This window comes from Streptomyces sp. NPDC017890, from assembly GCF_044328675.1.
GTDB lineage: Bacteria > Actinomycetota > Actinomycetes > Streptomycetales > Streptomycetaceae > Streptomyces.
Genome location: NZ_JBIRHU010000026.1, coordinates 102,047 through 114,206, shown reverse-complemented (window position 1 = coordinate 114,206; position 12,160 = coordinate 102,047). Strand labels below are relative to the sequence as shown.

At 75.2% G+C, this 12,160-nt stretch carries 7 protein-coding genes; all 7 read right to left on the bottom strand.

The genetic code is table 11. The annotated features are described in order from the left end of the window. Positions 1 to 138: 138 nt before the first annotated feature. From ACH4F2_RS29705 to ACH4F2_RS29675, 7 genes are read right to left on the bottom strand one after another with little or no spacing between them, the layout of a single operon-like run. Positions 139 to 6,369, bottom strand: a complete 6,231-nt coding sequence (locus ACH4F2_RS29705) for an SDR family NAD(P)-dependent oxidoreductase (RefSeq protein ID WP_398135833.1) — start codon at positions 6,367 to 6,369, stop codon at positions 139 to 141. Further along, positions 6,362 to 7,747, bottom strand: coding sequence for an FAD-dependent monooxygenase (locus tag ACH4F2_RS29700; protein WP_398135832.1), 1,386 nt, complete (start codon positions 7,745 to 7,747; stop codon positions 6,362 to 6,364). The genes ACH4F2_RS29705 and ACH4F2_RS29700 overlap by 8 nt, the downstream gene beginning before the upstream one ends. Then, on the bottom strand, positions 7,744 to 8,508 hold the full coding sequence (locus tag ACH4F2_RS29695) for a 2-oxo acid dehydrogenase subunit E2 (RefSeq protein WP_398135831.1): 765 nt from the start codon (positions 8,506 to 8,508) through the stop codon (positions 7,744 to 7,746). Before ACH4F2_RS29695 ends, ACH4F2_RS29700 begins: the two co-directional genes overlap by 4 nt. Continuing rightward, the gene (locus tag ACH4F2_RS29690) at positions 8,505 to 8,777 is read right to left on the bottom strand and encodes an acyl carrier protein (RefSeq protein WP_398135830.1); all 273 of its coding nucleotides are present in this window, start codon (positions 8,775 to 8,777) and stop codon (positions 8,505 to 8,507) included. Before ACH4F2_RS29690 ends, ACH4F2_RS29695 begins: the two co-directional genes overlap by 4 nt. Beyond that, on the bottom strand, positions 8,767 to 10,662 hold the full coding sequence (locus tag ACH4F2_RS29685) for an HAD-IIIC family phosphatase (RefSeq protein ID WP_398135829.1): 1,896 nt from the start codon (positions 10,660 to 10,662) through the stop codon (positions 8,767 to 8,769). The genes ACH4F2_RS29690 and ACH4F2_RS29685 overlap by 11 nt, the downstream gene beginning before the upstream one ends. Then, on the bottom strand, positions 10,659 to 11,714 hold the full coding sequence (locus tag ACH4F2_RS29680; protein ID WP_398135828.1) for a 3-oxoacyl-[acyl-carrier-protein] synthase III C-terminal domain-containing protein: 1,056 nt from the start codon (positions 11,712 to 11,714) through the stop codon (positions 10,659 to 10,661). The genes ACH4F2_RS29685 and ACH4F2_RS29680 overlap by 4 nt, the downstream gene beginning before the upstream one ends. Next, the gene (locus ACH4F2_RS29675; protein WP_398135827.1) at positions 11,711 to 11,971 is read right to left on the bottom strand and encodes an acyl carrier protein; all 261 of its coding nucleotides are present in this window, start codon (positions 11,969 to 11,971) and stop codon (positions 11,711 to 11,713) included. The genes ACH4F2_RS29680 and ACH4F2_RS29675 overlap by 4 nt, the downstream gene beginning before the upstream one ends. Between the last annotated feature and the right edge of the window lie 189 nt (positions 11,972 to 12,160).

Genomic DNA, 12,160 nt, shown 5'->3' with positions numbered 1-12,160 from the left:
CGCCCCCCCCCCCCCCCCCCCGGGCGGGGGGGGGGGGGGGGGGGGGGGCCCGCCCCCCCCCGCCCCCGGGGGGGGGGGGGGGCGCCGCCCCCCGGGGGGGGGGGGGCCCGGGGGGGGCGGGCCCCCCCCCGGCCGGCATCAGTTCTGGACGGGCTCGGCCGGGTCCGTCAGGCGCCCGGCGAGCATCGCGGCGAGCGCCGCGGTACTCCCGTAGGTCCACAGGAGCGTGGGCGACAGCTTCATGCCGAACGCCGATTCCAGTCTGTTGCGCAGCTCCAGGCTCATCAACGAGTCAAGCCCAAGGGACTTGAAGGGCGCTTCACGGTCGATGGAGCCGGCCTCGAGCCGCAGGACCCGGCCGGCCAGCTCGCGGACCTTGCCCTCGACCAGCGTCGGGCGTTCGGCGTCGTCCGCCCGGCGTACCCGGCCCAGGAACTCCTCGCCGCCGCCGGGCCCGCCGCCGTCCCGGGCGAGGGAGGCCATGACACCCCAGCTGGGCTGGGCCGCGGTCTCCGGGTAGGCGTCGAACCAGTGCCGGGCGTCCAGCGGAACGTAGGACACCACCCGGCCGGGCCCGTCCAGCAGATGCGCGAGGGCCTGCCAGGCCTCCGCGGCGGCGAACCCGGACATGCCGTGGTCGGCGAGCCGGTCACCGCGGATCGCGTCGTCGGCGGCGAGGCCGATGTCGGCGAACGGACCCCACTGGACGGCGAGCGCGGGCCGCCCCCGCCGCCGCCTGGCCTCGGCCAGCGCGTCCATGAAGACGTTGCCCGCCGCGTACCCGGCCTGACCGGGGTTGCCGACCAGGCCGGCCACCGAGGAGAACAGCACGAACAGGTCGAGCGGGTCGTCCCGGGTGAGCTCGTCCAGGTGGCGTGACCCGTCGACCTTCGGTCCCAGGACCTTCACCAGCTGATCGGCCGTCAGGTTGCCGATGACGGCGTCGTCGAGCACGCCCGCCGCGTGGAACACACCGCGCAGCGGCGGCAGCTGGGCGCGTACGGCGTCCAGCGCCGTGGCCAGTGCCGTACGGTCGGCCACGTCGACGGCGAGTGTGCGGACCTCGGTGCCCCGCGTCCTGAGTTCCTCGATGCGGCGTTCGGCCGCGGCACCGGGCCGGGAGCGGCCGAGCAGGACGACGGAGCGGGCGCCGCGGTCCGCGAGGAACTCCGTGAGGGACAGACCGAGCGCGCCGAGCCCGCCGGTGACGAGGTACGTGGCGTCGGGGCGCAGCCGGCCCGCCGGCAGCGGTTCCGGAGCGATGGAGGCGACCCGCTCCGGCCCGGTGAGCACGAGCTTGCCGGTGTGCTCCCCGCGCGCCATGGAACGCAGCACCTCGGCGGCGTCGGCGAACGGGTGCTCGGTGACGGGCAGCGGCGGCAGGGTGCCGTCGGTCACGCGCTGCCAGACCGCGTCCAGGATCCGCGCGAAGCGGGCCGGGCGGCGGGTGATCAGACCGGCCACGTCGACGGCCGCGAAGCTGGTGCCCTTGGCGAAGCTGCGCAGGCCGAGGGTGCGCGAGGCGTAGATGTCCCGCTTGCCGACCTCGATGAACCGGCCGTCCTCGGCGAGCACGGCCAGGCCCTGCTCGATCGCCGCGCCCGCCAGCGAGTTGAGGACCACGTCCACGCCCCGCCCGCCGGTGATCCGCCGTACCTCGTCGGCCCAGGACAGGTCGCGGGAGTTCAGGACGTGCTCGATGCCCATCTCCCGCAGCGCCGCCCGCTTGGCCTCGGTGCCGGCCGTGGCGACGACGTGGGCGCCCAGGGCGCGGGCCACGCCGACCGCGGCCAGGCCCAGTCCGCCGGCCGCGGAGTGGATCAGTACCGTCTCCCCGGCCTCCAGCGCCGCCTTCTCGGCCAGGGAGTACCAGGCGGTGGCGGTGACCAGCGGCAGGGCGGCGGCCTGGGCGGGCGTCAGCTGCTCCGGAAGCGGCCTGACGTGCTCGGCGCGCGCCGTCAGGTGCGAGGCGAGGGCGCCGAACCCGCAGGCCACCACCCGGTCGCCGACGGCGGTCCCGGTCACCCCGGGGCCCACCGCGGTGACCGTGCCGGCGCACTCGCCGCCCAGCAGCCCGGCACCGGCGGAGTCGTCCGGGTAGGTGCCCATGGCCTTCATGACGTCGATGAAGTTGACGGCGGCCGCCTCGACCGCCACCTCGACCTGGCCGGCGGCCGGCGCGCTGCGGGCCAGTGGACGGAACACCATCCCCTCCCACAGGCCCGACGCGTCCGGGCGCAGCCGGAACGGCTGGGCCGCCCCCGTCCACGGCAGCCGTGCCGTGACCGGGTCCTCCTCCTCGCCGCGCACCAGCCGGCCCACCAGGCGCCGGTCGCCGCGCAGCACGGTCTGGTCCTCGGTGTCCGCTGACAGCAGCAGCGCGGTGAGCGGTCGGGTCCAGTCGCCGGCCGCGGTGCGCACGTCCACCAGCGACGCGGCGAGCTCCGGGTGTTCGCGGCGCAGCACCCGGCCGAAGCCCCAGTACAGCGCGGCCCCCGGATCGGGTGACTCGTCGGCGGACACCCCCTGCGCCCCGTCGGTGACCACCACGGTCCGCGGTGGCACCGGCAGCGCGGTGGCCGCCCGGACCAGGTCGGCGAGTCCGAGCAGCCCGGCCCGCTGGTCCGCGAGGCCACGCCCGGCGCCGGGTGCGAGGAAGACCAGCCCGTCCGGGGTGCCGCCCTCCCGCAGCCTCTCCGCCGCGTCCGGCCCGGCGGGCAGCACCGTGGCGGTGGCGCCTTCGGCGGTGAGCGCGGCGGCCAGTTCCCGACCGGTGCCGGCGGCGTCGTACAGCACCCAGTGGCCGGTGCGCACGGCGGGCGCCGCGGGTGTCTCGTCGGCGGCCCGGAACTCCAGCCGGTGCAGCCGCGCCGGGTCCACCCGCTGCTCGTCGCCCGCCTCGATGGTCTGGAACCGCAGGCCCGTCATGCCCAGTACGGGCCGGCCCTCGTCGTCGTGGCAGACCAGGTCGAAGGTGTCGTCGCCGGTGCGGTGCGCGTGCGCCGAGACGGCGGTGACGACCGCGTCCGGGCCCAGCGCGAGGTCGACGCGGGCCACGGCGGTCGGCACCACCGTGGCGCCGCCCGGCACCAGGGCGAGGGTGACCTGGAGCGCGGCGTCCCACAGCGCGGGGTGCAATTCGCCGGGGCGCACCCCGGCCAGGCAGGAGTCCGGCAGCCGTACGGTCCCGGCCGCCCGGTCGCCGGCCACGCGCAGTGCGGTCACGCCGCGGAAGGCGGGCCCGTAGTTCAGTCCGCGGGCCGCGCAGTCGGCGTAGAAGGTGTCGGCGTCCAGTTCCCGGGCGTCCGCGGGCAGCCCGGGCGGGGCCGGCAGGTCCCGGCCGCCGGCGCCCACGCGGGCGGTGGCGTGCCGGGTCCAGGCGTCCGCGCCCTCGGGCAGCGAGGTGAGGGTGAAGCCCGCCGAGTCGGCGCCGTCCTCACGCCACAGGGCACCGACGCGGACCGGCTCGTCGGTGAGCGTCAGATCGCTGCGGAACCGTACGGAGTGCAGGGCTTCGGGGTTCTGACCGGTGCGGGCCCGGGCGGCGGCCACCGCCAGCGCCAGCATCGCCGCGCCGGGCAGCACCACGGCGTCGTACACCCGGTGGTCGCGCAGCCAGGGCAGGTCGTGCGGGGACAGTTCGGTACGGCCCTCGTGGACGTCCTGCTCGGTGGCGGACGGGGTGAAGGCGAAGGCCAGGCCGCCGCCCGGCGCCGCGCTGCGCCGGGGCACGTCGGGCAGCCAGAAACGGGACCGCTGCCACGGGTACGGCGGCACGGCCGCCCCCGGCCGGGCGGGCAGCGCACCGAACGGAGTCAGGCCCTCCGTGTAGGCGCGGCCCAGCGCGCGGGTGAAGTCGGTGAGCGCGCCCTCCTCGCGGCGCAGACTGGGCAGCACCGCCACGGGTGTCTGTCGGGCGGCCGCCAGCTGCTCCACGGCCGGCGTCAGCACGGGGTGCGGGCTGATCTCCACGACGTGGGTGACCCCGGCGTCCAGCAGCGCGGACAGGGCGTCCGCGAACATCACGGGCCGGCGCAGGTTGGCGGCCCAGTAGGCGGCGTCCAGTTCCTCGCCGCCGACCTCCCGGCCGACCACCGTGGACATCATCGGCACGGCGCCGCGGCGGGGCCGCACGGGCGCGAGCACCTCGACCAGCTCGTCGGTGAGCTCGTCCATGTGGTGGCAGTGCGAGGCGTAGTCGACGTTGACCAGACGGCAGAACGTGCCGTCCGCCTCCAGCAGCTCCCGCAGCATCAGCACCGCGTCCGTGTCGCCCGACAGCACACAGGAGGACGGGCCGTTGTTCACGGCCAGGGACACGCTGTCCTCGAAGCCCTCCAGGGCCTTCTGCGCCTCCGCCACCCCGAGGTCGACGGCGAGCATCCGCCCCCGGCCCGCGGTGCGCTTGGCGAGCCGGCTGCGCAGCGCGATGATCCGCGCCCCGTCCTCGTAGGACAGGTGCCCGGCGATGGTCGCGGCCGTCACCTCGCCCTGGCTGTGCCCGACCACGACGTCCGGTGCGACGCCGGCGGCCCGCCACAGCTCCGCGATGCCCAGGGACATCGCCCACAGGGTCGGCTGGAGCATCTCGACGTGCTCCAGCCACTCGTCGCCCGCCGTGCCGGAGACGATGGCCTCCAGGTCCCACGGGAAGTGCGGGTCCAGAGCCCGGGCACAGCGCCGGATCACCTGTGCGAACAGCGGGGACTCGGCGTACAGCCGCCGGCCCATGCCGGCCCACTGCGAGCCCTGCCCGGGCAGCACGAAGGCGACCCGGCCGCGCTCCTTGGCCCGGCCCGTGACCACCCCCGGGATCTCCGCGCCGGGGTCGGCGGCGAACAGGCCCAGCCGGTCCCGCAGTCCGGCCACGTCAGAGGCGGTGACCGCGGCGCGCGCCGGGAAGTGGTCGCGCTCGTTGCCGAGCGACCCGGCCAGGCGTACGACACCGTCGGCGTCCTGGGGCAGCGCGGCGAGCACGTCCTCGGCGCGGCGGCGCAGCGCGGCGTCGCTGTGCGCGGTCAGCGGCAGCAGCAGCGCGCCGGGCGCGGGCACCGAGGGGGGCTCGTGCAGGGGCGGGGTGCGCAGCACCACATGGGCGTTGGTGCCGCCCCAGCCGAAGGAGTTGACGCCCGCGTACAGGGTGCCGTCGGCCGGCAGGTCGACCGGCTCGGTGGCGACCTTCAGATTGTGCTCCGCGAACGGGATCCTCGGGTTGGGCTCCTCGGCGTGCAGGCTGCGCGGGATGTGCCGGTGCCGCAGCGCCAGCACGGTCTTGACCAGCCCGGCCAGTCCGGCCGCCGCCTCCAGGTGACCGATGTTGCTCTTGGCGGAGCCGATGAGCAGCGGCCCGGAGCCGGCGGGGCGCGCCCGGCCCAGGGCGCTGCCCAGCGCCTCGGTCTCGATCGGGTCGCCGCGCAGGGTGCCGGTGCCGTGCGCCTCGACGTAGGCGAGCCGGTCCAGGGGGACGCCCGCCCGCTCGTACACCCGGCGCAGGAGGTCCGCCTGCGCCTCGATGTTGGGCGAGACCAGGCTGTGCCCGCCGCCGTCGTTGTTGACGGCGCTGTCCACGATGACGCCGTGGACGCGGTCGCCGTCGGCGATCGCCCGGTCCAGCCGCTTGAGCCAGACCCCGACCGCCCCCTCGCCGCGCACGAAGCCGTTGGCCTGGGCGGAGAACGCCCGGCAGTGGCCGTCGGGAGACAGGCCGCCGAAGTGGGTCAGCCCGATGGAGTTGTCGGGCGCCAGGATCAGGTTGACGCCGCCGACGAAGGCACCGTCGAGGTCGCCGGAGCGCAGCGCGCCCGCGGCCAGGTCCAGCGCGACCAGGCCCGAGGAGCAGCCCGTCGCCACGACCATGCTGGGGCCCCGCAGCCCGAGGAAGTACGAGATGCGGGCCGCGATGATGTCCAGGGCGCTGCCGACGGCGGTGTGCTGGGTGGTCGGGACGCCCCGCTCCTTGCGGTTGGACTGGTAGTCGTGCCACAGCGCGCCCACGTACACGCCGGTGCGGCTGCCGCGGACGGCGGCGGCCGGCACACCGGCGTGCTCCAGGGTCAGCCAGCCGATCTCCAGCATCAGCCGCTGCTGCGGATCGAGGTCCTCCGCCTCGCGCGGCGAGATGCCGAAGAAGCCCGGGTCGAACTGGTCGACGTCGTCCAGGAGCGCGGCCACCGAGGGGATCTTCCTGGCCGGGTCGAGCTGCGCGGAGGTGTCCCAGCGCTCCGGCGGCACCGGACGCACCGCCTCCGCGCCGTCGGTCAGCAGCCGCCAGTACGCGTCGATGTCCGGCGCGCCCGGGAAACGGCCCGCCATGCCGATCACCGCGATGGGCACCGGCGTCCGTCCGGTGGACAGGGACTCGTCAGTCATGCGTGCTCACCTCGAACGTGCTCGCGGCGGACGTGCTCGGGCCGGTCGTGCTCGGGCCGGTCGTGCTCGGGCCGGTCGTGCTCGGGTCTGCGGCGTCGGCCGCGCGCGGCCCGCCGGTGCGGGCGAGGGCCAGGTCGGCGTCGTCGATGGCGTGCTGGGCGTTGATGACCTTGTTGAAGACCCGGTACTTGCCGGGGAAGGCGTTGAGCAGGCGGAAGCGGAGCCGGCGCAGCCGCACCCCGCGCGGGTCGCCGACCGCGAGCGCCGCCTCCTGCATCCGCTGGAAGCGGGTGACGTGCGTCTTGTGCGCGCGCCGCGCCGCCACGAAGTCGGCCAGCTCGGCCCGGGTGACGACCCGTTCCGGGCCGCCGCGGGCGAGGGCGCGGGACAGGACCGGGACCAGTGCGATCGAGTCCTGCATGGCGAGGTTGACCCCCTGGCCGAGGATCGGCGTCGCGGTGTGCGAGGCGTCCCCGATCAGCAGCAGGCCGTCGCGCGCCCACTCCTCCATCTCCGCGGTGAAGATCTCCAGGAAGCCGGTGTCGTCCCAGGACCGCAGGTGCTCGTCGACGAGCGGCGCGAGCTGCGGGGAGATCCGCATGATGCCCTGCTTGAAGGCGTCGAAGCCGGCGGCGCGCAGCTCGCCCAGCCCCCGCTTGGGCAGGTTGTGGCCCACGCGCAGCGTGTCCGGGAAGGTCGGCAGGATCACCAGGTGCTTGTCCCGCTCGACGACGAGCTGGGCGGCGCTGCCCCACTCCGGCGGCCGGGGCAGCTTGAACGACAGGAAGTCGCGGGCCATCGGCTGGATGTCGGCGGCGAGTCCGGACGCCTTGCGGACCTTGGAGAAGCGTCCGTCGGCGCCGATGACGATCCGGGCGCGCACCGGTACCCGCTCCTCGCGGCCCCGGCCGAGGACCGCGCCGCGTATCCCGCCGCCCTCCTCGATGAGCGAGGAGAAGCTCCAGCCTTTCAGGTAGACGTAGCCCTGGAGGTCCTCCGCGGCCCGGTTGAAGATGCGGATCAGGGAGGGCTGCGGAATGTCGATGGGCAGCGGCTGGTCCTTGAACCGGCGGTAGTCGACGTGCAGTACCGGGCGGCCCTCGGCGACCGTGGTGACCGAGGTGGTCTCCAGGAAGCCGTGCGCGCGCAGGGCCGGGCCGAAACCCAGCCGGTTCAGCGAGGTCACCGACGGCGCGGCGATGGTCTCCCCGCGGAAGCTGCGCTCCAGGTCGGTCTGCTTCTCCACCAGGACGGTACGGATGCCGCGGCGGGCCAGCAGCGTGGCGAGCAGGGAGCCGGCCGGGCCGCCCCCGATGACGAGGACGTCGGTCTCGGCCGGCGCGCGGCCGGCCACGGGCGGGTTGGTGTGATCGGTCATGCCGGCTCCCAGTTCTCCAGCCGGCTCTTCACGCCGGCGAGGATTTCGGCGGCCATCGCGCCGTCGATGACGCGGTGGTCGAAGACGAGCGAGAGGGTCAGGACGGGCGCGACGACCACGCTGCCCGCACGTACGGCGGCGGCGTCGGCGATGTGGCCGACGCCGAACCCGAGCGTCCCGGAGATCAGCGGCAGGATCGCCCCGACCGGCTCGTGGCCGATCGAGGTGACCGCGAAGGTGCCCTGCAGCAGGGCCCGCCGCCCCGGGTCACGGGACATGACCCGGTACAGCAGCCGGAACGCGGGCAGCGGCAGCCGCTGGAGCCGGCGCACCCGCGCGAACGGCCCGTCCGGGTCCTCCACCCGGGCCTTCTTGTAGACGTCGATGGTGCTCTGCACCCCGTGCACGTCCATGTCCTGGACGTCCGGCACCGTGCCGGAGACCACGCAGCGCTGCCCGTCGACGGTCTTGTCGAACAGGACCTTGGCGTGCACGGACGGCGACACGCTGAGCCGCGGCGCGCGGCCGCCGCGGAACACGGCGCGCGCCTCGGGGTACTTGCCGAGGACGTCGGCGGCGGCCTTCACCACGTAACTGACGTAGGAGGCGGGCCGCTCGGCCGCGGCCCGCGCGGCCCGCAGCGCGGTGGCGTCCACGTCCGCCATGAGGTACACGTGCGCGGTGCGGCGCGTTTCCTCCAGGAAGACGTACGTCCCCCGCCGCGCCGCGGGCAGCGGGACGGTGGCCATCGGGGTGCTCACGGTGCCTGCTCCCCGGCGGCGGCCACCACCGCGCCGATGTCGCCCGCGGTCTCGGCCGCGGCGAACCGCTCGTAGTCGAGCGGGGCACCGGTCTCGCGCTCCAGGGCGACCAGGACGCGCAGCGCGTTGACGGAGTCCCAGCCCTCGACGGCGGACAGCGGGGTGTCCGCGCCGAGCGCGTCCTCGTCGGCGTCCAGCAGCCGGGCGATCGTCTCGACGACCGTCCGCTCGGCCGCGTCCAGGGCGGATGCTGTTCCCTCAGGGGGCATGGAAGGTTCCTTCGCCGGGGCCGATGCGCACCCATGCGGGCAGCTCGGCGAGTTGGGTGAGGTCGTGCCGGAAGTCGCCGCCCTGGCCGGTGAAGCCGAGCGAGGGGTAGAACTCCGCGAACCGCGCGTTCTTCGCCGTCGGCACGTGGCGCCCGCGTACGGCGGGGGCGCCCGCCTCCCGCGCGGCCCGCAGGACGAGCCCGACGATCGCGTCCTCCACGGACCGGGAGAACACCCGGCAGGAGAGCACGAAGTTCTCGATCAGCCAGGCGCCGTCCGGTTCGCGGACCAGGGTCAGCGCGGCGGCCAGGCCGTTGTCGCCGAACGCGTCGGTGACCCGGACGCCGTAGCAGCCGGCCGAGCCGTCCGCCACCGCCCGGGCCAGCTCGTCCGCGCCGTAGCGGATGCCGGTCAGGTTGAACTGGTTGGTCTTGCCGAAGAGCTGGGCGATCCGCGCGCCGTTGAGCGGGCCGTGGGCCTCCACGGTGATCGTGGTGCCCAGCTCGCGCAGGTAGTCCTCGACGTCGGTGACCGTCTCGCGCAGCCGCTCCCGCTCGGCGCGGGCCCGGTACATCGCCCCCCGGCCGCGGTCCTCCTCGGTCAGCCGCAGCTGGTTGAACCGGCCGGAGGAGGCGAGCGCGGAGGCGTAACCGGCCGGATCGGCCGGCAGGTCCACGACGGTCACCTCGGGACGCTGACGGGCCATCAGCCCGCGCTCGGCCGGATTGTCGTCGACGAAGACCATCGCGTCGGTGCCGATGTTCAGCTCGGCGGCGATGTCCGCGACGTTGCCGGGCTTGGCGTCCCAGTTGGCGCGGAACGCGGCGAAGTCCCCGGTGCGCAGCAGCATCTCGGGGTGCGTGTCGATCGCCTCGCGGGCCACGGCCTCGTCGTTCTTCGAGCACACGGCGAGAAGCACGCCCTGCCGCGACAGGTCCTTGGCCAGACGCTGCAGCTCGCTGTGGCCCGACCCGGGGAACGCACCGCCGATCTTCAGCGCGCCCACGCCGTCGTCACCGACGACCCCGCCCCACAGGGTGTGGTCCAGGTCGAGCACCAGGCACTTGGCGGACCGGCCCAGCCGGGCCAGCACCACGCGGGCGACCTCACGGGCGTAGGCGTCCAGGAACTGGGGGCCGTAGGCGTGCGCGGCGATGTGCCGCATGCGGTCGGTGGCCGCCCACCGGGCGCCGGCCCGTTCGGCGAGCGCGTCCGCGGACAGCACCACGGTGCCCGGGCGTCCGGCGAGGTCGAGCACGGCCGCGTTCATGCGCTGCCAGGCCGCCTCGACGCGCGCCCGGGTGGCGTAGTCGACGAACCGCTCGCGCCGGGCGGCGCTCAACGGCACGGTGTTCAGCACCGCGAGGGTGCCGAGATGACGCTCGTACGCCTGGAGCCAGGACGCCAGTTCGGCGGGGAACGCGGCACAGCGCGCCACCACCTCGTCGGCGTCCAGCGGGTCGGTGACCTTCTCGAAGACGGCGGTGTCGTCCAGGAGGCAGGCGGTCACGGCCGGCCGGTGCTCCCTCAGCGTCGGCGCGCCGGCCAGGATCTCCATCCGCCACTGGTTGAAGCCGGTGGCCGCCGTGTCGGGCTGGACGCCCTCGGCCAGCAGCGCGGCCGTCAGCAGGGGCGGTACGGGATCGGTGGTGGAGGAGCCGAGCAGCGCCAGGGGTACGGGGGTGAACGCCCCGGACTCCGCGAGTGCCGTGCGCGCCGCCCGGCCGCCGAGCAGCGCGCCGGCCGCCTCCCGGTCGAGGGGGTCGCCGAGTGCGGCCAGGACGGTGCGCACCCGGTGGGCCGAGCCGCCGAGTTCCCCGGCGCGTTTCAGGGCGCGCAGTTCCGTCAGGTCGCCGGCGGCCGGGCGGGCGGGGGCCGTGGTCATCGCACGGCTCCGTTCCGGTGGCGCAGGGCCAGGCCCGACAGGATCCACTTGGAGGACTCGACGTTCGCCACCAGCAGCCGGCCGCCGGTCCCGAGGCCGGACCGGATGCGCTGCATGGCCCGGTTGAGCTGGACGAAGGGCACGGCGTTGCCGTTGTTGCCGGTGTCCGCGACACAGTTGACGGCCTGCTCGGGCCGGACCCCCAGGCGCTTGCGGATGCCGTCGGTCATCACACCGTTGAGCTGGGGCAGCAGCACGTGCTCGACCTCGTCCAGCCGCCAGCCGGTCTCGGCCGCCAGCTCCTTGAAGATGGTCTCGGCGTGCTCCGGCACGTGGTGCTCGATGGCCTTGTAGTCCTCCTCGCCCCACGGTTCGCGCACCGGACCGTCGGGCCCGTCCGTCACCGGCGCGCCCTCGGTGCCGAACCAGCGGGCGACCTGCGCGGGCGAGCGGCCCATGCCGGTGGTCCGCAGGAAGAGGTGCTCGACCAGCAGCCCCGGCCCGTCCGGGTCGGCGTCGACGACGACCGCGCCGGCGCCGTCCCCGAACAGGGCGAAGTTGATCAGCTCGGCCGGTGACATGCCGGCGATCTCGCCGCTGGAGGGGAAGAGCTTCAGGCAGGTGTCGGCGCCGATCACCAGCCCCCGGCGCAGCCCGGAGGCCAGCAGCGCGCGGGCGGTGTAGAGGCCGGTGAGGGCGCCGGCGCAGCCCGACATCAGCTGGAAGGTGGGTACGTCGTTGAGGCCGATGCGGTCGGCGACCAGGTTCACGGTGGCCGGCATCAGGTGGTCGGGGGAGGCCGTCGTCAGCACCAGGAAGTCGAGGGACGCCACGTCGGTGCCGGCGTCGGCGAGCGCGGCGGTGGCCGCGGCCACCGCGAGGTCCGAGGTGCTCTTGGGGACGGAGGGCGGGGAGTCCGTCCGGCAGAAGTACCGGGAGCGGTTCCCGGTCATCATGTCCAGCCACTTCTCGTGCAGGCCGAAGCGCTCGGCCATGTCGCGGTTGGTGACCGGCTCGCCGGGGAGGACCTCGCTGAATCCGCTGAGCCTCATGCCGCCACCTCCGCGAGGACGGTGTTGACCAGGTCGAGCAGGGCGCGCGGTGTGTCCGCGGCGGCGATCCGGTCCCGGTCCAGCTCCACGCCGTACTCCCGCTGGATGCGGCCGGTGGTCTGGAGCAGCATCAACGAGTCGCACTCCAGGTCCTCGAAGACGACGTCGAGGGCCCGGGTGTCGATGACGCTCGCGGACCCGTGGTCCTGGAACTCGAGCATGATCGCGCCGAGTTCCCGGAGGGTGAGTTGTGCCATGGTCGGTTACCCCTTCGCAGGCGGCGGTTCGTCCGTTCGGCGTGGTCGGGTCGTGCCGGTGCGGCCCTGTCGTCCGTACCGCTCCTGCGGCGGCCCGGTGGGCCCGGCGGGCGCGGTGGATCCGGTGGGCCGGCGGGCCCGGTGGCGCGTGGTGCGGGGGCGGTCGCCGGATGCCGGGATGCTCCTCGC